Source organism: Streptomyces sp. NPDC041200 (genome assembly GCF_055591805.1).
On the sequence record NZ_JBVIZF010000009.1, the window covers coordinates 171,916 to 193,698 of the forward strand.

A 21,783-nucleotide genomic window follows, 5' to 3' on the forward strand; every position below is an offset into this window, starting at 1 on the left:
TTCCCTTCACCCCTTCCCTTTCCCTTCCTTGTTCACAGGAGCCGTCATGTTCAGACGTCATGCCCGCATGGCCGCCGTGCTCGGCTGTGCCGCACTCGCCCTCGGCGTGGCCCAGGGCCCCTCGGCCGCCGCCCAGGACGCCCAGGCCACACAGGCCGCCCGGGGCGCCCTCCCGGTCGGTGACGGCTGGGCCTCCGCCGACGGCGGCACCACCGGCGGCGCCAAGGCCGACAAGGCGCACACTTTCACGGTCACCAACCGGGCCGAGCTGGTGAAGGCCCTCGGCGACGGCGACGCGACCCCGCGGCTGATCTACGTCAAGGGAACGATCGACGCCAACACCGACGCCGCCGGAAAGCCGCTGTCCTGCGCCGACTACGCGACCGATGGCTACTCCCTGGACGCGTACCTGGCGGCGTACGACCCCGCCACCTGGGGCAAGACCGCGCCGTCCGGCCCCCAGGAGGACGCCCGCGCCGCGTCCGCCGCCCGGCAGTACGAGCGCGTCGAGCTGAAGGTGGGCTCCAACACCACCCTCCTCGGCGTCGGCCGGAACGCCCGGCTGCTGGGGGCGAGCCTGCAGATCCGGGGCGTGGACAACGTCATCGTCCGCAACCTCACCTTCGAGGACGCCTTCGACTGCTTCCCCGCCTGGGACCCCACCGACGGTGACGACGGCAATTGGAACTCCGAGTACGACAACCTGGTGGTGTACGGCGCCACCCACGTCTGGGTCGACCACAACACGTTCACCGACGGCCGCCGCCCCGACAGCGCCCAGCCCAGCTACTTCGGCCGCCTCTACCAGCAGCACGACGGCGAACTGGACGTGGTGCGCGGCGCCGACCTCGTCACCGCCTCCTGGAACGTGTTCGCCGACCACGACAAGACGCTGATGATCGGCAACAGCGACAGCGCGGGCGCCACGGACCGCGGCAAGCTCCGCGTCACCCTTCACCACAACCTCTTCAAGAACATCGTGGAGCGCGCGCCGCGGGTGCGGTTCGGCAAGGTCGACGCGTACAACAACCACTTCGTGGCGCCCCGAAGCGGCTACGCGTACAGCTGGGGCGTCGGCGTCGAGTCCCAGCTCTACGCCGAGGCCAACGCCTTCACGGTGCCCTCCTCCGTCGACCCCGCGACGATCATCAAGAAGTGGAAGGGCACGGCGCTGACCGCCAAGAACAACCACCTCGGCGGCAAGGCCGCCGACCTCCTCGCCCTCCACAACGCGGGCGTCCCCGATGAGCAGCTGGGCGGCGACGCGGGCTGGACCCCGACACTTCGTCCGCGCGTCGACGCACCGCGCGCGGTGCCCGGCATCGTCGGCAAGGACGCGGGCGCGGGCCGCCTCTGACGCCCGGCGGGCCCTCGAACGGGGGGAGGCCTGGTGTCAACTGGCCCCGCCTGGCCTCCCCTTCACCTCTCCCGCACCCCTCACACATCCCTGACGCCTTGAGTCAACTTCAATTGGACGACCGAGCAATGCTGGTCGCAGAATGATCAAGAGTTGTCATGGTCTATCGCTGGACGATCGCGATTCCGTAATCTGAGAATCCTTGAGACGGCGGCAACCTAATCTGGATCGGCGGCAACTACGCCATGGAGCGGGTCGTTCAGGATCCCACGGCCCGCTCTCTCGACGCAGAACAGGAGTTGCCATGAGAGTGAGGCGAAGCCGCGGTCGCCATCGCCGTCGCAAGGACCGCACGCTGTCCCTCGGCGGCGCCGTGATCATGGCGTCGGCTGTTGCCGGGGTGTACCTGACCGCCTCCCCGGAGGGCGCGAGCGCCGTCCCGACCGCCGTCTACGTGGCGCCCGGCGGCAGCGACAGCCAGACGGGCACGCTGGCATCTCCGTACCGCACGCTGGAGAAGGCCTTCGCCGTGGCGAAGCCCGGCACCACGATCGAGGTCCGTGGCGGTACGTACTACCCGGCCCGGACCCTGCGCAGCTCCGTCAGTGGCACCGAGGGGGACCGCGTCCACCTGCGGCCGTACCAGGGCGAGAAGGTCAGGGTCGACGGCTCCCGGCTCCGCGGCGGCGCCTCCCTGCTCTCCCTCAGCGCCGACTACTGGACCGTCTCCGGTCTCGAACTGCGCAACGCCCCCGGCGGCGGCCTGGTCTGCACCTCCTGCTCGCACGGCGTCTTCAACAACCTCACGGCGCGCGGCAACGGCGACACCGGGGTCACCCTCCGCGGCGACGACACCGACGACAACCTCATCCGGAACCTGGACTCCTACGGCAACCACGACGACGCCACCGGCGGCAAGAGGGCCGACGGCCTCGCGATCACCCATGGCTCCGGCTCCGGCAACGTCGTCACCGGGTCGCGCCTCTTCGACAACAGCGACGACGGCCTCGACCTGTGGATGTGGGCCAGCCCCGTCGCCATCGACCACTCCTGGGCCTGGGGCAACGGCGTCAACCGCTGGGGCATCCGCGACTTCGAGGGCGATGGCAGTGGCTTCCAGCTCGGCGCGGACACCGCGGCGGCGCCCGCCCCCGCCCATGTCGTGCGGGCGTCCGCCGCCTGGAACAACTCCAAGAACGGCTTCGCCGCGGGCGGCAACACCGGCGCCCTCCGGCTGCTGCGCACCACCGCCTACGCCAACGAGGGCCAGGGCTACTCCTTCCCCGACTCCCGCGTCCTGCTGCAGCAGAACCTCGCCGTCGCCAACGGCCGGGGCCAGGCCGACACCGGGGAGCTGGGGGTCTCCCGGGGCAACAACTGGAAACCGGACGCCTCGATCACCCCGCCCTTCGTGACGACCGAACCGGGAACCGCGTACGAGTCCCGCCGCCAGGACGGCTCGCTGCCCGTCACCAGTTTCCTGGTGGTCGCCGGAAGCACGGAAGTCGGCTCGACGATGGACTAACCCCGCGCACCGCGCGAGCCCCGCCCCGGCCCGACCCCGGAGGGGCGGCGGGCCGGGGGCACCGGGGCGGAGCCCAAGGTCGTGGGGCTATTGGTGGCCCTGGATGGGGCGGGGGCGGTAGGGGGATTCCAGGCGGGTGATCTCGTCTTCCGTGAGGGTCAGGTCCACCGCCGCCACCGCGTCGTCCAGGTGGGACGACTTCGTGGCGCCGACGACGGGGGCCGTCACGGCCGGGCGGCTGAGGAGCCAGGCCAGGGCAATCTGGGCGGGGGAGACGCCGCGTTCCGCGGCGACCTCGCGCACCACGTCGACGATGTCGAAGTCAGCGTCCGCGTACCACCGCTCGACCAGGGGGTCGTTGGCAGCGCGGGTCGTGGGGCCGGTGCGGTCGCGGTCGCGGGTACCGGCCAGCAGGCCGCGGGCGAGCGGGCTCCACGGGATGACACCGACGCCCTGGTCGAGGCAGAGCGGGTTCATCTCGCGCTCTTCCTCCCGGTACAGCAGGTTGTAGTGGTTCTGCATGGAGACGAACCGCGTCCAGCCATGCGTATCCGCCGTGTGCTGGGCCTTCGCGAACTGCCACGCGTACATCGAGGACGCGCCGATATAGCGGGCCTTTCCGGCGCGCACCACGTCGTGCAGTGCCTCCATCGTCTCCTCGATCGGCGTCTCGTGGTCGTAGCGGTGGATCTGGTACAGGTCCACATGGTCGGTGCCCAGCCGCCGCAGCGAGGCGTCGATCCCGGCCAGGATGTGCTTGCGGGAGAGGCCGCGGTCGTTGGGGCCCGGGCCCATCGGGTTGTAGACCTTGGTGGCCAGCACGTAGTCGTCGCGGTGCGGAAAGCACTCGGCCAGCAGTTCGCCGGTGATCTCCTCGCTCCGGCCGACCGCGTACATGTCGGCGGTGTCGAAGAACGTCACCCCGCTCTCCACCGCCCGCCGCACGATCGGCCGGGACGCGTCGAGGTCCAGCTGCCATGCCCGGTACGAGGGGTCGCCGTAGCTCATCATGCCCAGGCAGATCCGCGACACCTTGATCCCCGACATGCCCAGTCGTGCGTACTCCATGGCGGTCTCCTCTCTCGGCAGTGGCCACTCTCGGCAGTGGCCACAGAAGACCACTTCGGGCGCCGGATGTCAGCCCTGGATCAGCCCTGGATCAGCCCGGGGTGACGAAACCGCATTCGTAGGCCGCGATCACCGCCTGGGTGCGGTCCCGGACGCCGAGCTTGCCGAGGACCGCCGCCACGTGGGTCTTGACGGTCGCCGGGCCCACGGTCAGCCGGTCGGCGATCTCGGCGTGGGACAGGCCGGTGGCCATCAGGCGCAGCACCTCCGCCTCCCGCTCGGAGAGCCGGTCGCGCAGCGCGTCGTACACGTACGCGTCGTTCTCGAAGGTGGTCACCACGATGATCCGCGGCGGCTCCGGTACGGTCCGCAGGATCTGCTCGGTGGCCCGGATGCCGTCGATGTGCGGACCAAGCGCTCGTCGTCGGCCAGCACGATGCGCAGGGGCGCTCACCGGGTTCTCCATCCTGATCTCCAACTCGCCGCCGCATCTGGTCATCCGCACCCGTACCCGCACCGGCACCGGTCCGGCGTGGCGCAGGGCGTTGCTCAGCCCCTCCTGCACGATGCGGTACGCCTCGCGGGAGACGACCGGCGGCAGAGCGTCGCCCGGCGGGGGCCCGCCGAGGTCCTGTCCGGTGATCCGCCCCCGCCGTGCGGCGGAGACGGCCGTCATCCCCAGGCCGGAAGACCGGAAAGGCCAGAGCGTCAGAGGCGGCGGGTGGCGAGGGTGAGGCGGTCGCGGGCGTCGAACAGCGCGTCCTTGATCATCTGCTCATGGGCCGCGGTGAGCCGGGCCACCGGCACCGAGCAGCTGATGGCGTCCCGGGAGGGGGTGCGGTAGGGGATGGCGATGCCGAAGCAGCGCAGGCCCAGGGTGTTCTCCTCGCGGTCCACCGCGTACCCCTGCTCGCGGATGACGTGCAGCTCCTCGATCAGCTTCTCGCGGTCGGTCAGCGTGTGTTCGGTGAGCGGGCTCAGCGTCTCCGGCAGCAGCTTGCGCACCTGCTCGTCGGTGTACGTGGCCAGCAGCGCCTTGCCCAGCGAGGTGGAGTGGGCCGGGAGGCGGCGGCCGACGCGGGTGAAGGGGCGCAGATAGTGCTGGGACTGGCGGGTGGCGAGGTACACCACGTTGGTGCCGTCGAGCCGCGCGAGGTGGATGGTCTCGGTGGTGTCGTCCGAGAGCCGGTCCAGGGAGGGGCGGGCGGCGGCCACGACCTCGTCGCCGTCGATGTACGACGTGCCGACGAGCAGCGCCCGCACCCCGATGCCGTATCGGGTGCCGGTCGCGTCCGTCTCCACCCAGCCCAGCTCGACCAGGGTGCGCAGCAGCATGTACAGGCTCGACTTGGGGTAGCCCACGGCCTCCTGCACGGATGCCAGACTGTGCATCCCGGGCCGGCCGGCGAAGAACTCCAGCAGTTCGACCGTGCGGACCGCCGACTTGACCTGGGCCCCGCCCGTCTCGGCAGCTGTCATCGCCTTGACCCCTCTGTTCGACCAGCCATAGAGTCCCGATGGAATTCATCAACCGGGACAGCGTTCAGCATATCGAACAACAGTCGATGTGCGGGACGCAAGCAGCGGTAACACAGCAGGAGGAATCCGCGGTGTCAGCACCAGTGTGGAGCGTCGACCCCCGAACCGGAAAGCAGCGTGAGCAGGTAGCGGTCGAAGCCACGGCTGAGGAGATCGACAAGGTGGTGCGGGCGGCCGACGCCGCACGCGGCTCCCTCGCCGACCGTACGGTGCGCGCCGCTTTCCTGCGCACCGCCGCCGATCTGCTCGACGAGGCCCGCGACACGCTGGTCGAGGCCGCCGACGCGGAGACCGCGCTCGGCCCGGCCCGGCTCACCGGCGAGCTGGCCCGTACCAGCTATCAGCTCCGGTCCTTCGCGACCATCGTGGACGAGGGTGCCTTCCTCGACGTCCACGTCGACCACGCCGACGCCACCCAGACCCCGCCGTGGCCCGATCTGCGCCGCTACAAGCTGCCGATCGGCGTCGTCGCCGTCTACGCCGCCAGCAACTTCCCGCTGGCCTTCTCCGTGCCCGGCGGCGACACCGCGAGCGCGCTCGCCGCGGGCTGCCCGGTCGTCGTCAAGGCGCACCCCGACCACCCCGCGACCTCCGAGGTGGCCGCCTCCGCGCTGCGCCGGGCCGCCGAGCAGGTCGGGCTGCCCGCCGACGTGATCTCCGTGGTGCACGGTTTCGACGCGGGGATCGACCTCATCAAGCACCCGCTGGTCGCCGCCGCGGGCTTCACCGGCTCGATCCGCGGCGGCCGCGCCCTGTACGACGCCGCGGCCGCCCGGCCGGTGCCGATCCCCTTCCACGGCGAGCTGGGCAGCCTCAACCCGGTCGTGGTCACCGAGGCGGCCGCCGCCGAGCGTGGCGAGCAGATCGGCTCCGGGCTCGGCGGTTCGATGACGCTGGGCGTGGGCCAGTTCTGCACCAAGCCCGGCTTCGTGCTGGCGCCCGCGGGCGCGGCCGGGGACGCGCTGGTGAAGTCGCTCACCGAGGCCGTCAGCAACACCGACGCCGGGGTGCTGCTCGACCACCGCATGCGGGACAGCTTCGTCGCGGGCGTCAAGGAGCGCGCCGAGCTGGCGGACGTCGACGCCCCGGTGACCCCGGGCTCCGGCGGCGAGCACAGCGTCAGCCCCGGCTTCCTCACCGTCCCGGCCCGGCGCCTCGCCGAGCAGGGCCCGCACGATGTGCTGCTGGAGGAGTGCTTCGGCCCGGTGACCATCGTCGCCCGGTACGAGAGCGACGCCGAGGTCACCGCCGTCCTCGGACGCCTCCAGGGCAACCTGACCGCCACCGTCCAGATCTCCGCCGCCGAGGCCGAGGGCACCGAGGGCCGGGCCGGTGAGCTGATCGCCGAGCTGACCCCGCTCGCGGGCCGGGTCCTGGTCAACGGCTGGCCGACCGGTGTCGCCGTCGCCCCCGCCCAGCACCACGGCGGTCCGTACCCGGCGACCACCTCCACCTCCACCTCGGTCGGCGGCACCGCCATCGAGCGCTGGCTGCGGCCGGTCAGCTACCAGGACACCCCGCCCGCGCTGCTCCCGCCGGAGCTGCGCGACGAGAACCCGCTCGGGCTGCCCCGCCGGGTGAACGGCATCCGGGAACAGCGCGGCTGACCCGCACGCCGGGGCCCCGCACGCCGGGGCCCCGCACGCCGGGGATGGCCGCGGATGGCTCCGCACAACGCAGATGGCCAGGGGGAGGGCGCACACGCCCTCCCCCTGGCCATCCACGGTCACGGGGACCGGTGGCTCACGTCACCGGGGTGAAGTCCCGAGCCCCGATGTGCTCCGGCCGCCGTACCGGCGCCGCGAACGGCTCCACCGCCGTGTTCTCCACGCTGTTGAACACGATGAAGACGTTGCTGCGCGAGTAGGGCGTGATGTTGTCGCCCGAGCCGTGCATGCAGTTGCAGTCGAACCACGTCGCCGAACCGGCCTTGCCGGTGAACAGCTTGATGCCGTGCTTGTCGGCGAAGCCGGACAGCGCCTCGTCCGACGGAATGCCGGCGTCCTGCATCTGCAGCGACTTCTTGTAGTGGTCCTTCGGGGTCTGGCCCGCGCAGCCGAGGAACGTACGGTGCGACCCCGGCATGATCATGAGGCCGCCGTTGGTGTCGAAGTTCTCGGTCAGGGCGACCGAGACCGACACGGTCCGCATGTTCGGCAGCCCGTCCTCGGCGTGCCAGGTCTCGAAGTCCGAGTGCCAGTAAAAGCCCGAGGCCCCGAAACCCGGCTTGACGTTGATCCGGCTCTGGTGGACGTAGACGTCCGAACCGAGGATCTGCCGGGCGCGACCCACCACTCGCGGGTCGCGCACCAGGTTGGCGAAGACCTCGCTGATCCGGTGCACCTCGAACACCGACCGTACGTCCTGCGACTTCGGCTCGATGATCGAGCGCTCGTCGGCGCGCACGTCCGGGTCGACGATCAGCCGGTCCAGCTCGGCGCGGTAGACCGCGACCTCGTCCGGAGTGATCAGCTGGTCGATCGCCAGAAAGCCGTCGCGATCGAAATCGCTCAGCTCGGACGGTTGCATCGGACCCTCGGCCCCGGGGTCGGACCACACGACGGGGTCCACGCGGGGCGTGGCCACCTCGATGGGACCGCGGGTCGGGTACAGGTCAGTGACCGTGGTCATCGGATCATGCCTCCTCGGTCTCGGTGATCAGGGGGTATACCCCATTCTCATCATGGTCCTCCCGTCCGGTGATCGGCGGGTTGAAGACACAAACGCAACGGAAGTCCTTTTTGATGCGCATGGTGTGCTTCTCGTGGCCGTCCAGCAGATACATGGTGCCGGGCGTGATGATGTGCTTCTCACCGTTCTCGTCGTTGGTGAGCTCGGCCTCGCCCTCGACGCAGAGGACCGCCTCGATGTGGTTGGCGTACCACATGGACGTCTCGGTGCCCGCGTAGAGCGTGGTCTCGTGCAGGGAGAAGCCGACCCGCTCCTTCGCGAGCACGATCCGCTTGCTCTCCCACGTGCCCGACTTGGCCTTTACATGCCTCTCGGTGCCCTCGATGTCCTTGAAGGATCGGACGATCACGGTGAGTCGCTACCTTTCTGCAGTTGCGTTACTGAGGGTGTTCAGGCGGTCTCGCGGACCGCCCGGGCGAGGATCCGCAGACCCTCGTCCAGCTCGTCCGGAGTCATCGTCAGCGCCGGCAGCAGCTTGACGACCTCGCTCTCCGGACCGGAGGTCTCGATCAGCAGGCCGAGCTCGAAGGCGCGCTTGCAGACGGCCGAGGCGCGCGGCTTGTCCTCGAACTCCATGCCCCACACCAGACCGCGGCCGCGGTGGCTGACGCCGGAGTTCTCCTCGCAGATGGCGCGCAGTCCCTGCTCGACCTGCTCACCGCGGGCCAGCGTCTGCTTCTCCATCTGGCCGTCGGCCCAGTAGGTGTCCAGGGTCGCGGCGGCGGTCACGAACGCGGGGTTGTTGCCGCGGAACGTTCCGTTGTGCTCCCCAGGCTCCCAGATGTCCAGCTCGGGCTTGAAGAGGGTGAGCGCCAGCGGCAGGCCGTAACCGCTGATCGACTTGGAGACCGTGACGATGTCCGGCGTGATGCCCGACTCCTCGAAGGAGAAGAAGGCACCCGTGCGGCCGCAGCCCATCTGGATGTCGTCGACGATCAGCAGCATGTCCTGGCGCTCGCACAGCTCGGACAGGGCGCGCAGCCACTCGGGACGCGCGACGTTGATGCCGCCCTCGCCCTGGACCGTCTCGACGATCACGGCGGCGGGCTTGTTGAGGCCGGAACCCTGGTCCTCGAGCAGCCGCTCGAACCACAGGAAGTCCTCGACCGTGCCGTCGAAGTAGTTGTCGAACGGCATCGGGGTGCCGTGCACCAGCGGGATACCGGCGCCGGCGCGCTTGAAGGCGTTGCCGGTGACGGCGAGCGAGCCCAGCGACATCCCGTGGAAGGCGTTGGTGAACGAGACGATCGACTCGCGCCCCTTGACCTTACGGGCCAGCTTCAGCGCGGCCTCGACCGCGTTGGTGCCCGTGGGGCCGGGGAACATGACCTTGTAGGGCAGGTCACGCGGGCGCAGGATGTTGTTCTGGAACGACTCCAGGAACGCGCGCTTGGCGGTGGTCGACATGTCGAGACCGTGCGTGACGCCGTCACGCTCGATGTAGTCGATCAGCGCCCGTTTCAGCACCGGGTTGTTGTGGCCGTAGTTGAGTGATCCGGCACCGGCGAAGAAGTCGAGGTAGGTATGGCCGTCCTCGTCGTACATGTGGCTGCCCTGCGCGCGGTCGAAGACAGCAGGCCAACCGCGGCAGTAGCTGCGCACCTCCGACTCCAGGGCCTCGAAGACGCTCAGGGCGGGCGGGGTGATGGTCACAGCATTCTCCTGGGAGATGAGTGCGAGGGGTGAGGGGGTGAGGGCATGCGCCCTCGGGGGGTACGGGTAATTCGGGGGCGGGAAATCGGGGATGTCGGCGATGACCTCAGGTGTCCGGGGCTCAGCCGCGGTCCGCGAGCGGGCCGATGCGGTAGAGCACCTCGGGCTCGTGCCCTCCGTCGGGGAACAGGCCGCCGTCGAAGAGCACCTCGTGCTCGACGGGCGCGCCGTGCCGCTCGGCGAAGGACGTGAACAGCCGGTTCGACGCGGTGTTGTCCGGGGTGATCGTGGTCTCGATACCCCGGACGCCCGTCGCGGTGACGCGCGCGGTCAGCCCGTCCAGCAGTGTGGCGGCCAGTCCGCGGCCGCGCCACGCCTGGTCGACGGCGACCTGCCAGACGACCAGGGTCTCGGGCCGCTCGGGGCGGATGTAGCCGGTGATGAAGCCGACCGGTCCGCCCTCGGCGTCGCGCGCCACCACGGAGGTGGCGGCGAAGTCGCGGCACCACAGGAGGTAGCTGTAGGAGGAGTTGAGGTCCAGAGTCTTGGAGTCGCGGGCGATTCGCCAGATCGCGGCTCCGTCCTCGACGTGTGGTGTGTCGAGGGACAGCCCCTCTGGCAAATCAAATTCGCTACGGGCGCCTACTCGGTCTGCTTGTGCGGCGGTCATGCGAATTCAATTTACCCAGCAGGATCTAAAAATGCATCGAGGAGAGGGGTTACGTAGAGGGGGGTCGGTGTGGTAACAGGCGCGGGCGCACGTACGCGCGGCAGATCGTTGAAAAGCGGTAATTTGTGGGGGAGTTACTGGGTCGAAACGGTCAGCGTGTGGAGTGTGTCACATATGCGTAACGGGGTCGTGATGGAGCCGAATTACCGTGTCGTGGGCCACTAAAAAAAGTGCGTTTAGAGCCGGGGGGAGGGGGAAGACGAGATAGGAAGATCTATCTGAAAAACGCTCTGAATTTGTCTTCCGGTCTTCCGGAATTCATTCCGCCGGGCTTCTCGCACGGAACTCAGCCCCGAAAGTCGCCGCGGACGGCGAATGCGCCGGAGGGGCCGTTGCCGGAGGCGGAGTAACCGTCCCGCCCCGCGTCCCGGCCGCCCTCGGCGTGGTTGTACTGCCCCGCGAAGACATGGCGGCCGCTCGGCACCGTGGCCCCCTTCCGGAGCGTCCAGCGGTAGACCAGCACCCCGCCCTCGGAGCGTACCGAGACGGCCAGGTCCCCCGTGGGCAGCGTGCTCCAGGAGCCGGTGGTGCGCACCCCGCCGTTCTCGGCGACCCGCAGCTCCACGGTCAGCGACGTCAGTGGCTTGCTGTTGGTGAACGTGATGTCACTCTGCGCCCAGTACGGGTTGGAATTGGGGTTGATCGCCCCCCGCGAGCGCACCGCCGGACCGGCGAGATGGTTTGGACCGACCGTAGTGGGAAAGGCGCTCGGCGTGTGCCGACCAGCCTCGTCCCCCGTGCCGCCGCCCGGCCGTCCCGTCGTGCCGCCGCCCTCGCCCGCGGGCGGCGCGGCCGGTTCGCTCGACGTCCGTACCGTCTGCGGCCCGTCGGCGGTGTCGGTCGTCACCACCGCGATCCCGGCGGCGGCGACCGCCGCGGCCAGTCCCGCGGCCGGGCCCACCACCCGGGTCCACTGCCGGGCGGGGACCCGGCGGACCTGCCGCCGCTCACCGTCCGCCATGCCCGCGGTGACCCGGGCCAGCATCCGGGCCCGGTCCGGCTGGTGCGCGTCGGCGGCCTCGCGCAGTTCGGCCGCGACATCGCGCCGGCCGTCGCGATGGTCGGTCATCAACCGTTCCCTCCTGGGTGCCCGGCGTGGCCCACACGGCCGGGGCGGAGCCCCCGTACCGTCTCCTGCGCCGACGGCTGTGCCCGGGACTGCTGCGCCGGGGCCTGCGGCTGCGGCTGGGGCCGCGTTCCCGCCGCGGGCCGCTCGATGTCGTCGTCCGGCGGGCCGAGCAGCCGCTCCAGCTCGGCGATGCCACGGGAGGTCTGGCTCTTGACCGTGCCCACCGAGATGCCGAGGGTGCGGGCCGTGTCCCGCTCCGAGAGGTCGAAGGCGTGCCGCAGCACCACGCACGCCCGCTTCCGGAACGGCAGCCTCACCAGCGCGGCCTGCACATCCACCACCGCGGACACATCCGGGTCGTCCACCCGGTCCGAGCGCTCCGACGAGAACAGCGCCACCCGCCGCCGCTCGCGCACCAGGCTGCGGATCCGGGACCGGGCCAGGTTGGCGACCACGCCCCGGGCGTACGCGGCCGGATGCTCGGCGACCCGCACCCGGTCCCACCGGTGCCAGACCGCGACCAGCGCGTCGGCCGCCAGGTCGTCCGCCCCGTCGGAACTGCCCAGCAGCAGGTGGGCGAGGCGGGCCAGCTCGGCGTGGTGCCGCTCGAAGAACTCCCGGAACTCCGCCTGCGCGTCGGCGGCCGGTAAGCCGGCCGTGCGTAAGTCGGTCTTCTGTAAGTCAGCCGCGGGTGTCGGGCCATCGGTAGGAGCGCTCACGCGGGCCTCCTCACTGTCCCTCGTCCGGTGGGTTGCGTGAGCGTAGCAGCGCTCCCCGTGTTGTACGAGTGGTCCCCTTCCGCCGCCCGGGAATTGGCCGGTCAGCGCCCTGGCCCCGTCTCGTACAGTGCGTGACATGAGGGAGAGCGCGGTGCTGCACATCACGGGGCGGATCCTGGTCGGCCCGGAGGACGGGGACGCCGGTGGCGTCCGGGACGAACTGTGGGTGGTCGACGGAAAGATCACCTTCGACCGCCCGGCCGGGATCCGGGACGTCACGCGGCTGGACGGCTGGGTCCTGCCGGGGCTGGTCGACGCCCACTGCCACGTCGGCCTGGACGCCCATGGCGCGGTGGACGACGCGACGAGCGAGAAGCAGGCACTCACCGAACGCGACGCCGGGGCGCTCCTGCTGCGCGACGCCGGATCGCCGTCCGACACCCGCTGGGTCGACGACCGCGAGGACCTGCCCCGCATCATCCGGGCGGGCCGCCACATCGCCCGCACCAAGCGCTACATCCGCAACTACGCGCACGAGATCGAACCGGAGGACCTGGTCGCCTACGTGGCGGCGGAGGCGCGTCGCGGCGACGGCTGGGTCAAGCTCGTCGGCGACTGGATCGACCGGGACAGCGGCGACCTCTCCGCCTGCTGGCCGCGCGGGGCGGTCGAGGCGGCCATCGCCGAGGCACACCGGCTCGGGGCGCGGGTCACCGCGCACTGCTTCGCCGAAGAGACCCTGGCCCCGCTGGTCGAGGCCGGGATCGACTGTATCGAGCACGCGACCGGGCTGACCGAGGACACCATCCCGCTGTTCGCCGAGCGGGGTGTCGCCATCGTGCCGACCCTCGTCAACATCGCCACCTTCCCGCGGCTCGCGGAGGGCGGCGAGGCCAAGTTCCCGCGCTGGGCCGACCACATGCGGCGGCTGCACGCGCGGCGCTACGACACGGTGCGCGCCGCGTGGGACGCGGGCATCCCCGTCTACACCGGCACCGACGCGGGCGGTTCGCTCGCGCACGGGCTGGTCGGCCAGGAGGTCGCCGAACTGGTCACGGCGGGCATCCCGGTGCGCGACGCGCTGTCGGCCGCCACCTGGGGCGCGCGGGCCTGGCTCGGGCGGCCGGGGATCACCGAGGGCGCCCCCGCCGACTTGGTGGTGTACGACGCCGATCCGCGGGAGGACGTACGGGTGCTGACGGCGCCGCGCCGGGTGGTGCTGCGGGGCCGGGTGTTCTGAGCGGGGCTAGGGGGTGTCTTGCCGATCATGCCGGGCTCCCGAAGCCTGGCACGGCACCTCGCGGCCCCGCGCTCGTCGCACGCAGCGCCGCCGCGCTCTCCTCACGCGGCTTGCGATGCACCGCACCAGACGCCGCTCGCTGATCCGGCCTGATCGGCAAGACACCCCCTTGGGAGTACTCCGAGGTCGAACGCTTCGGCGAACAACACCCTTTGGGATGAACGGACTTCATGTGTCTGCCTGTTTACCCTCGGTGCGCAAATATGGCGTGGTCGAGGCCGTCGGCGCCCGTGGAGTCCCCCGCGGCAGGTGCCGGCGGCTCCATGTCTCCTGTGGGGGTCAACTCACGTGTCCTTTTCACGCAATACCTTCTTCGGCATGCCCGCCCGCCGTCTGGCGGCCGTCTCCGCAGCCACCGCCGTCTCCGTCCTGGGTGTCCTGCCCGCGGGCACGGCGCACGCCCGGACCGGTCACACCATCGCCGCCGGTAAGGCGAGCGCGGCCGTGCTCCGTACCGACCTGAGCGTCTCGCTCCTCAACAAGACCGTCACCGCACCGCTGGTGACCTCGCTTAACGAAGTGCAGGCGCCCAAGACCGCCAGCAAGACCGCCCTCAGCGCGACGGTCGCCGGGGTCAACGGCGACCGTCCCTTCAGCGTGCTGCGCGCCGATGTGGCCACGGCCCGCGCCGCCACGGACAAGTCCCGGTCCGAGGGCTACTCCAACCTCGTCAACGCCAAGGTGAACGTGCCGGGGCTGCTCGGCGTGCCGCTCATCACGGTGGAGCAGGTCACCTCGAAGGCCGTGTGCGCGGCCGGGAAGAAGCCGACCGCCGACTCCAACCTGCTCGGCACGGTCAGCGTGCTCGGCAAGAAGGTCACCCTGACCGCGGGCGGCTCGACCAAGGTCGACGTGCCCTCGCTCGGCCAGGTGAACCTGGATCTGTCGCGCACCGCGACCACCTCGCGCACCGCGGCGGCCACCGCCCTCTCGCTGAAGGTCTCGGTGAACCCGCTCAAGCTCAACGTCTCCGAGGTCCAGGGCCAGGTCACCCTGGCCCACGCCACCTGCCAGGCGCCCGGCGCCCCGGCCAAGGAGGAGGAGCCGGAGGTCGTCAACCAGACCAAGCCGGAGCCCAAGCCGGAGCACCTCGCCGAGACCGGCGGCAGCTCGGCCACCCCGTTCCTGGTGGCAGGCGGCGCCGTGCTGCTCGCCGCGGGCGGCGGCGCGGTGTTCATGGCCCGCCGCCGACGGGCCTCCGGAACGCGCGGTGATGCGTAGGCACGACCCCACCCAGCGGCCGGTGCCGGCGGTCGACCCACCCCGACCCCGGCACCGGCGTAGGGGGTGACGTGCCGATCAGGCACGACCCACCCTGGGCCTGCCCGGTGCGTCTCCCATCGCCCGGGCAGGCCCCGAGCCTTCGCCGCTCAGGCGCCGTTCAGGCGTCCTTCAGACGTCGTGCAGGGCCTTGGCCAGGGCGATCGCGAAGCGGTCGGTCGTCTCGCGGTCGCGGACGGCCAGCCGCAGCCAGTCCGGGCCCAGGCCCGGGAACGTGTCGCCGCGGCGCACCGCGAAGCCGAGTTCGCGCAGGCGGGCCCGTATCGCCGCCGCGTCCGGCAGCCGGAATAGCAGGAACGGACCGGCCGCCGGACCGCACACCCGCAGCCCGGCCTCGGCGAACTCGCCCAGGCGGCCGGTCAGATAGGCGCGGTCGGCTGCGGTCCGCTCGGCGGCCCGCGCCGCCTCGGCCAGCGCGGCGGGCTCGCAGCACGCCTCCGCCGCCACCAGGGCGGGGGAGGACACCGGCCACAGCGGCCGCACCCGCTCCAGCCCGGCGATGATCTCCGGGTCCGCCAGCACGTAGCCGACGCGCAGCCCGGCGAGCCCCCAGGTCTTGGTGAGGCTGCGCAGCACCACCAGCCCCGGCACATCGGTGCGGGAGGCGAGCGACGCGGGCTCCCCCGGCACGGCGTCCATGAACGCCTCGTCCACCACCAGCGTCCGCCCGGGCCGGGCCAGTCCGGCGAGCGCGGCGGCCGGGTGCAGTACGGAGGTGGGGTTGGTGGGGTTGCCGACGACCACCAGATCGGCGGCGTCCGGCACCGCCGCCGGGTCCAGCCGGAAGCCGTCCCGCTCGTCGAGCAGCACCCGCTCCACCGGGTGCCCGGCGTCCCGCAACGCGGCCTCCGGTTCGGTGAACTGCGGATGCACCACCACCGGGCGCCGGGCCGGAAGGGCGCGGGCGATCAGCACGAACGCCTCCGCGGCCCCCGCCGTCAGCAGCACCCGCTCCTCGGGCACCCCATGGCAGGCGGCCACCGCGGCGCGCGCCGCCCGCCCGTCCGGGTAGGCGGCCAGCCCGTCGAGGGACGCGGCGATACGGTCCTTGAGCCAGCGCGGCGGCGTACCGGCCCGCACGTTGACCGCGAGATCCGTCAGCCCGGCGTCGGCGCCCCGCACCTCCGCGTCTCCGTGGTGCCGCAGGTCGAACCCAGGGGCCGCCCCGCCGGCGGGCAGGTCAGCGGACATCGGCGTGGAGGTCCGGATGGGAGTGGGCGTGCGCCTCCGGGTCGATCCGCTCCCGCTCGGGCAACCCGGCCGCCTCCTCGTAGCGCTCCAGGACCAGCTCGGCCAACTCCACGGTCGGGCCGATGACATCGGCGGACACCACCTCGGCCTCCGGATAGGCGAGCGCCCAGCCCTCCGCCTGCTGTCGCACCCGCTCCAGCGCGTCCCCGCCGAACAGGAAATACGGCAGCACGACGATCCGCCGCGCCCCGAGCCGCACACAGCGGTCGAGGCCCGAGGGCACATCCGGCGCGGCGAGCGAGGCGAAGGCCGTCTCGACGCCCGCGAAACCGCGCCCCTCCCACAGCAGCCGGGCAGCCCGGTGCACCTCGGCGTTGCCCTCCGGCAGCGGCGACCCGTCGCCCACCAGCAGCACCGTCGTCTGCGCCCGGTCCGAGGGGGAGCGCCGACCGCCGCCCAGCGCCTCGTCCAGCCGCCGCTCCAGCACCCGCAGCAGCCGGGGGTCCGGCCCCAGCGGGCGGCCGAAGACGAACGAGGCGTCCGCGTGCCGCTCCGCTTCCTGGGCCAGCGCGGCGGTGACCCCGTCTCTCGGATGTTCCACCGGGATCAGACTGAGGGGCACGACGACGGAACGGGACACCCCCTCTCCGACGAGTTGTGCCACCGCGTCGGACAGCGGGGGCGCGCCCGGCCCGGTGAGGCCGCCCGCCACGGACAGATCCGGGTGCTGCGCGCCCAACTCCCTCACGAAGTCCTGGAAGGCGGCGGCGCGCCTCTCGTCTCGGGTGCCGATGCCTGCGATGAGCAGCGCGGGCGGGGTCGTCACGAGGTCTCCTTGGTGCAGGTGAAGCGGGTCTCACGGTGGGAAGCGCTGTCGTGCTCCGAGACGTTACTGAGCTCCGTCGGGACACGCCACGGCAGGTCTTCGGCCGTCCTGCGGACCACGGCGGGTGATACGGCGGGCGATCGCGCAGGTCGCCCTCGACTGCCTGCCACCGCCCGGCTCCGACACCCGCTTGGGGACGAGCAGTTCGGCCCCCGGCCCGGCGGCCAGCAGCGCGGCCGCCTCGGCGACTCCGGGCGTCCCCATGGCGGTGAGCGCCGCCATGGACGGGTTCGGGACCTCGACGGCGGCCAGCATCTCCGCTCCGTACCCATGCAGCGGCACACCGAATCGCTCGGCCGCGGCCATCAGCCCGGGCTCCCCGGCCTTGGCCTCGACTGTCGCCAACTCGGCGACGGCGCCGGGCGCGAGGCCCGCCCCGGCGAGGGCCGCGGCCACGAGAGAGGTCACCTCGCCCACGGACACCCCCCGCCCCGCGCCGACGCCGACGACCAGATCTGGCCCCTGTGGATGGTCCACGTCAGGTCACCGGCTCCGTCACCCGGCGGCGGGCACACATCCGGCGACGAACCGGGACGCCACACTGGGCACCGCGGCCCAGTGCACATGCAGATACGAGGCATGCACGGTGCCCGGGGCGAACCCTTCGGCGCGGCGCTGCGGATGGACGAGCCCCCAGGCGGGCGTGTGGCCCGCGCCCGGTTCGACGGTGGTGCGGTGGAACTCATGGCCGCGCACCCGGGTCCCCGCGGCGGCGAGGGATGTGTCGGAAATGGCCACGGCCTCACGGTAGCCCAGCGTCAGGCGATCCGACATATGCGCCTCGGCGTCCACCACTCCGCACATCGGGCGGCCGTCCAGCGAGCGCGCCAGATACAGCAGCCCGGCGCACTCGGCGGCGATGGGCGCACCGGTCGCCGCCAGTCTGGCGACCTCGGCGCGCAACGGCTCGTTCGCGGACAGCTCCGGCGCGTACACCTCCGGGAAGCCACCACCGATCACCAGCCCGCCGGTCCCGGCGGGGAGGCGCTCGTCCCGCAACGGGTCGAACGGCACGACCTCCGCCCCCGCGGCGGTGAGCAGCTCGGTGTGCTCCGCGTAGGAGAAGGTGAACGCGGCCCCGCCCGCCACGGCGACCACCGGCCGCGGTCCCCGCGCGCGCAGGCCCTGCGCCCGTGGTCCCTCCGCCGCGGCCACCGCCGCCGGGCCCAGCTCCGCCACCGGATCCCACACCGGTCCGGACAGGGGAGGCGCGCTGCCCGCCAGCGCCATCAGCCCGTCGAGGTCGCACCCCTCCCGCACCCATGCGGCCAGCGCCGCCACCGAATCCGTCGCCTCCGAGCGCCGCTCGGCCACCGGCACCAGACCGAGGTGGCGGCTCGGCGTCCCGACCTCGCGCATCCGGCGCAGCGCGCCGAGCACCGGCACCCCGGCCCCTTCCAGCGCCTCCCTCAGCATCGCCTCGTGCCGGTCGGACGCGACCTTGTTGAGAATCACCCCCGCGACCCGCACCTCCGGGTCCCAGGAGGCGAAGCCATGCACCAGCGCCGCCACCGAACGCGACTGCGAGGACGCGTCCACCACCAGCACCACCGGCGCCCGCAGCACCTTGGCCACCTGGGCCGTCGACGCCAGCTCGCCCTGCCCGGCTGCCCCGTCGAACAGCCCCATCACGCCCTCGACCAAGGCCAGATCGCAGCCCGCCGCCCCATGCAGGAACAGCGGGGCGATCCGGTCCGGACCGCACAGATAGGCGTCCAGATTCCGGCCCGGCCGCCCGGCCCCGCCCCCAGCCGCCCGGCCGCCACCGGCGGACGAGACGGCCAGCGCGTGATAGCCAGGATCGATGTAGTCCGGGCCCACCTTGTGCGGGGACACATCCAGACCGCGCTCCGCGAAGGCGGCCATCAGCCCCGCGGTGACGGTCGTCTTGCCGCTGCCGGAGGCGGGCGCGGCGACGACCAGCCGGGGAACCCTCACCACTCGATGCCTCGCTGGCCCTTCTGACCGGCGTCCATCGGGTGCTTGACCTTGGACATGTCGGTAACCAGGTCGGCGAAGTCCACCAGCGGCGCCGGCGCGTTACGCCCCGTGATGACGACGTGCTGCGTGCCCGGCCGATCGCGCAGGACCGACACCACTTCCTCAGGATCCACCCAGCCCCAGTGCATGGGGTACGCGAACTCGTCCAGCACATAGAGCCGGTATGTCTCCGCCGCGAGATCGCGCTTGACCTGCTCCCAGCCCTCGCGTGCGGCCTCCTCGCTGGAAGCCATGTCGCGCTGGACCCACGACCAGCCCTCGCCCATCTTGTGCCATGCGACGGTCCCCCCTTCGCCCGAGTCGCCGAGGACCCGCAGCGCACGCTCCTCGCCGACCCGCCATTTCGCGGACTTTACAAATTGGAATACACCGACCGGCCAGTTTTGGTTCCACGCCCGCAGCGCCAGGCCGAACGCGGCCGTCGACTTTCCCTTCCCCACGCCCGTGTGCACGAGCACGAGCGGCCGGTTGCGGCGCTGGCGGGTGGTCAGCCCGTCGTCGGGGACGACGGTCGGTTGTCCTTGCGGCATCAGGCTGCCCTTCGTGTGGTTTGTACCGTCCGTACATCGCGGACCAGCGCCGTCACGCTGTCCGCGCGCAGTTCGTCGAGGGTGACCGGGGTGCCCCGCAGATCGCGGGCGAGCACCCCCGCCAGGCCCAGCCGCACCGGCCCCGACTCGCAGTCGACGACCACCGAGGCGACCCCGTCGCCCGCGAGCAGCCGCGCCGCGCGTCCGGCCCGCTCCACCGGCGTGGACCCGTCGGACACCCCGGCCTTCTTCGATTCGGTGGCCCGCCCGTCGGTCACCACGACCAGCAGCGGACGGCGCGAGGGGTCCCGCAGCCGCTCCACCCGCAACACCTCGCGGGCCTTCAGCAGCCCCGCCGCGAGCGGGGTGCGGCCGCCGGTCGGCAGCTGTTCCAGCCGGGCGGCGGCCGCGTCCACCGACGAGGTGGGCGGCAGTGCCACGTCCGCGCCCGTCCCCCGGAAGGTGATCAGACCGACCTTGTCCCGCCGCTGGTAGGCGTCCAGCAGCAGCGACAGCACCGCGCCCTTGATCGCGCCCATGCGCTTACGGGCGGCCATCGACCCCGACGCGTCCACGACGAACAGCACGAGATTGCCTTCCCGGCCCTCCCGCACCGCCTCCCGCAGATCGTCCCGGCGCACCAGCAGCCCCGGGCCGCGCCGCCCGCGGCTGTGCTGATGCGGGGCGGCGGCCCGTACCGTCGCCGTCAGATGAAGCGATGTCAGCGTCCCCTGGGGGCGGCGCGCACCGGCGGTGCGGCCGTGCGCGGTGCGGGCGCGCGACCGCCGTCCCGCGGCGCCCTCACCGAGCCCCGGTACGTCCAGCCGCCGGGTCCGGAACGGTTCCGCGGCGCCCACGGCCGCCCGCTCGGCGCCGCCACCACCGGCCCCGCCGCCCTCCTCGGACGCGGAGGGCTCGGCGTCGGCTCCGGCCGCCTCGGGTTCGGCCGACCGCTGCTCGGGGATGGACGGCTCCGGCGCGCCGGGCGGCGGCGCCTGCTCCTGCCCGCCGTCCTGCGGACGGCCGCCGCCGGGCCCGTCCGGGCCGTCTCCGCCGCCGGAACCGCCGCCGGGTCCGCCCGGCCCGTCGGGGTCGTCATCGGGGCCCTCATCAGGCTCAGAGGCCTCCGGCTCGGGCTCCGGCTCCTCGTCCTCGAACTGCCGCAGCACCTCGTCCAGCTTGTCCTCGTCCAGCCCCGGCGCGTCGAACGGCGCCCGCCGCCGCCGGTGGGGGAGCGACAGCAGCGCCGCCTGCCGCACGTCCTCGGTCCGTACGTCCGTCCGGCCCGCCCAGGCGGCCAGCGCCGTCGCCGTACGCGCCGTCACGATGTCCGCGCGCATCCCGTCCACCTCGAACGCCGCGCACACCGCCGCGATCTGCCGCAGCGCGCGGTCGCCCAGCCGGACGGCGGGCAGCAGGGCACGCGCCGCGGCTATGCGGTCCCGCAGCTCGCCCTCCTCGCGCGCCCAGCGCGCCGCGAACCCGGCCGGGTCCTCGTCGTACGCCAGCCTGCGGCGCACCACCTCGACCCGCTCCTCGGTGTCCCGCGACGCCGTGACCTCGACGGTGAGCCCGAAGCGGTCCAGCAGCTGCGGCCGCAGCTCACCCTCCTCCGGGTTCATGGTGCCCACCAGAAGGAAGCGCGCGGCGTGCCGTACGGAGACGCCCTCGCGCTCCACATAGGAGGCGCCCATGGCGGCCGCGTCGAGCAGGAGGTCGATCAGGTGGTCATGCAGCAGGTTGACCTCGTCGACGTACAGCACCCCGCGGTGCGCGTCGGCGAGCAGCCCCGGCTCGAACGCCTTGACCCCGTCCGACAGCGCCCGCTCGATGTCCAGCGACCCGACGAGACGGTCCTCGGAGGCGCCGACCGGCAGCTCCACCATCCGCGCGGCGCGCGCGTCCCCGGTGGCGGTCTCGTGCGGTCCGTCCGGGCAGTCCGGGTCGGGCGCGGCCGGATCGCACGAGAAGCGGCACCCGGGGACGACGTCGACCGGCGGCAGCAGCGTGGACAGCGCGCGCACGGCCGTCGACTTGGCCGTGCCCTTCTCACCGCGCACCAGCACACCGCCCACGGCGGGTGAGACGGCGTTGAGGAGCAGGGCGAGCCGCATGTCGTCCATTCCGACGACCGCGGTGAACGGGTAGGCAGTGGTGGTCATGCTCGGGTACCTCCTACGGTGCGTGCGCGGTCGCGTGCCGGTGATGCCGGTCGTTCCGGTCGTCCCGGTCGTTCCGGTGTG

At 72.2% G+C, this 21,783-nt stretch carries 20 protein-coding genes; 5 read left to right on the forward strand and 15 right to left on the reverse strand.

Annotated elements, in window-relative coordinates; genetic code table 11:
• Positions 1 to 46 precede the first annotated feature (46 nt).
• Both ACZ6CL_RS21860 and ACZ6CL_RS21865 read left to right on the forward strand, forming a co-directional pair.
• Positions 47 to 1,357, forward strand: coding sequence for a pectate lyase family protein (locus tag ACZ6CL_RS21860; RefSeq protein ID WP_468937803.1), 1,311 nt, complete (start codon positions 47 to 49; stop codon positions 1,355 to 1,357).
• Between the two features lie 304 nt (positions 1,358 to 1,661).
• The gene (locus ACZ6CL_RS21865) at positions 1,662 to 2,882 is read left to right on the forward strand and encodes a right-handed parallel beta-helix repeat-containing protein (protein WP_468937804.1); all 1,221 of its coding nucleotides are present in this window, start codon (positions 1,662 to 1,664) and stop codon (positions 2,880 to 2,882) included.
• Positions 2,883 to 2,969: 87 nt separating this feature from the next.
• Here the strand turns inward: ACZ6CL_RS21865 and ACZ6CL_RS21870 are convergent, their stop codons facing one another.
• The 3 genes from ACZ6CL_RS21870 to ACZ6CL_RS21880 form a co-directional block, all read right to left on the reverse strand.
• Positions 2,970 to 3,950, reverse strand: coding sequence for an aldo/keto reductase (locus ACZ6CL_RS21870; protein ID WP_468937805.1), 981 nt, complete (start codon positions 3,948 to 3,950; stop codon positions 2,970 to 2,972).
• Positions 3,951 to 4,041: 91 nt separating this feature from the next.
• The gene (locus ACZ6CL_RS21875; RefSeq protein WP_468937806.1) at positions 4,042 to 4,626 is read right to left on the reverse strand and encodes a helix-turn-helix transcriptional regulator; all 585 of its coding nucleotides are present in this window, start codon (positions 4,624 to 4,626) and stop codon (positions 4,042 to 4,044) included.
• Between the two features lie 32 nt (positions 4,627 to 4,658).
• Positions 4,659 to 5,429 (reverse strand): IclR family transcriptional regulator, encoded by a 771-nt coding sequence (locus ACZ6CL_RS21880; RefSeq protein ID WP_468937807.1) that lies wholly within the window; start codon positions 5,427 to 5,429, stop codon positions 4,659 to 4,661.
• 86 nt (positions 5,430 to 5,515) lie between these two features.
• Between ACZ6CL_RS21880 and ACZ6CL_RS21885 the strand changes: the two genes are divergently transcribed.
• A complete protein-coding gene (locus ACZ6CL_RS21885; protein ID WP_468937948.1) occupies positions 5,516 to 7,096 on the forward strand; it encodes an aldehyde dehydrogenase (NADP(+)) in 1,581 nt (526 codons plus the stop codon).
• Between the two features lie 136 nt (positions 7,097 to 7,232).
• Here the strand turns inward: ACZ6CL_RS21885 and thpD are convergent, their stop codons facing one another.
• The 6 genes from thpD to ACZ6CL_RS21915 form a co-directional block, all read right to left on the reverse strand.
• Positions 7,233 to 8,120 carry an ectoine hydroxylase gene (gene thpD / locus ACZ6CL_RS21890; RefSeq protein ID WP_468937808.1) on the reverse strand — a complete coding sequence of 296 codons (888 nt, stop codon included), beginning with the start codon at positions 8,118 to 8,120 and terminating at the stop codon, positions 7,233 to 7,235.
• Positions 8,121 to 8,124: 4 nt separating this feature from the next.
• The gene (locus tag ACZ6CL_RS21895; protein WP_468937809.1) at positions 8,125 to 8,529 is read right to left on the reverse strand and encodes an ectoine synthase; all 405 of its coding nucleotides are present in this window, start codon (positions 8,527 to 8,529) and stop codon (positions 8,125 to 8,127) included.
• A gap of 41 nt (positions 8,530 to 8,570) precedes the next feature.
• Positions 8,571 to 9,833 (reverse strand): diaminobutyrate--2-oxoglutarate transaminase, encoded by a 1,263-nt coding sequence (gene ectB / locus ACZ6CL_RS21900; RefSeq protein WP_468937810.1) that lies wholly within the window; start codon positions 9,831 to 9,833, stop codon positions 8,571 to 8,573.
• Positions 9,834 to 9,954: 121 nt separating this feature from the next.
• Positions 9,955 to 10,503, reverse strand: coding sequence for a diaminobutyrate acetyltransferase (ectA, locus tag ACZ6CL_RS21905; RefSeq protein WP_468937811.1), 549 nt, complete (start codon positions 10,501 to 10,503; stop codon positions 9,955 to 9,957).
• A 346-nt stretch (positions 10,504 to 10,849) separates the two neighbouring features.
• Entirely contained in the window at positions 10,850 to 11,632 is a 783-nt protein-coding gene (locus ACZ6CL_RS21910; RefSeq protein ID WP_468937812.1) for a hypothetical protein, read from the reverse strand.
• Entirely contained in the window at positions 11,632 to 12,351 is a 720-nt protein-coding gene (locus ACZ6CL_RS21915) for a SigE family RNA polymerase sigma factor (RefSeq protein WP_468937813.1), read from the reverse strand. Before ACZ6CL_RS21915 ends, ACZ6CL_RS21910 begins: the two co-directional genes overlap by 1 nt.
• Before the next feature lie 136 nt (positions 12,352 to 12,487).
• On the opposite strand from ACZ6CL_RS21915, the gene ACZ6CL_RS21920 reads away from it, so the two are divergent.
• Positions 12,488 to 13,591, forward strand: a complete 1,104-nt coding sequence (locus tag ACZ6CL_RS21920; RefSeq protein ID WP_468937814.1) for an amidohydrolase family protein — start codon at positions 12,488 to 12,490, stop codon at positions 13,589 to 13,591.
• 378 nt (positions 13,592 to 13,969) lie between these two features.
• Positions 13,970 to 14,872 (forward strand): SCO1860 family LAETG-anchored protein, encoded by a 903-nt coding sequence (locus ACZ6CL_RS21925; RefSeq protein ID WP_468937815.1) that lies wholly within the window; start codon positions 13,970 to 13,972, stop codon positions 14,870 to 14,872.
• Between the two features lie 171 nt (positions 14,873 to 15,043).
• Here ACZ6CL_RS21925 and cobC read toward each other — a convergent pair whose 3' ends face one another.
• The 6 genes from cobC to ACZ6CL_RS21955 all read right to left on the reverse strand — a co-directional run bounded on the left by cobC (position 15,044) and on the right by ACZ6CL_RS21955 (position 21,702).
• Positions 15,044 to 16,123, reverse strand: coding sequence for an Rv2231c family pyridoxal phosphate-dependent protein CobC (gene cobC / locus ACZ6CL_RS21930; RefSeq protein ID WP_468937816.1), 1,080 nt, complete (start codon positions 16,121 to 16,123; stop codon positions 15,044 to 15,046).
• Positions 16,113 to 16,949 carry a sirohydrochlorin chelatase gene (locus ACZ6CL_RS21935; RefSeq protein WP_468937817.1) on the reverse strand — a complete coding sequence of 279 codons (837 nt, stop codon included), beginning with the start codon at positions 16,947 to 16,949 and terminating at the stop codon, positions 16,113 to 16,115. Before ACZ6CL_RS21935 ends, cobC begins: the two co-directional genes overlap by 11 nt.
• A gap of 63 nt (positions 16,950 to 17,012) precedes the next feature.
• Positions 17,013 to 17,486 (reverse strand): cobalamin biosynthesis protein, encoded by a 474-nt coding sequence (locus tag ACZ6CL_RS21940; RefSeq protein ID WP_468937818.1) that lies wholly within the window; start codon positions 17,484 to 17,486, stop codon positions 17,013 to 17,015.
• 18 nt (positions 17,487 to 17,504) lie between these two features.
• Positions 17,505 to 18,950 (reverse strand): cobyrinate a,c-diamide synthase, encoded by a 1,446-nt coding sequence (locus tag ACZ6CL_RS21945; protein ID WP_468937819.1) that lies wholly within the window; start codon positions 18,948 to 18,950, stop codon positions 17,505 to 17,507.
• Positions 18,944 to 19,540, reverse strand: coding sequence for a cob(I)yrinic acid a,c-diamide adenosyltransferase (gene cobO, locus ACZ6CL_RS21950; RefSeq protein WP_398300417.1), 597 nt, complete (start codon positions 19,538 to 19,540; stop codon positions 18,944 to 18,946). Before cobO ends, ACZ6CL_RS21945 begins: the two co-directional genes overlap by 7 nt.
• Complete coding sequence (locus tag ACZ6CL_RS21955; protein ID WP_468937820.1) at positions 19,540 to 21,702, reverse strand: putative cobaltochelatase; 2,163 nt, start codon at positions 21,700 to 21,702, stop codon at positions 19,540 to 19,542. The genes cobO and ACZ6CL_RS21955 overlap by 1 nt, the downstream gene beginning before the upstream one ends.
• Positions 21,703 to 21,783 lie beyond the last annotated feature (81 nt).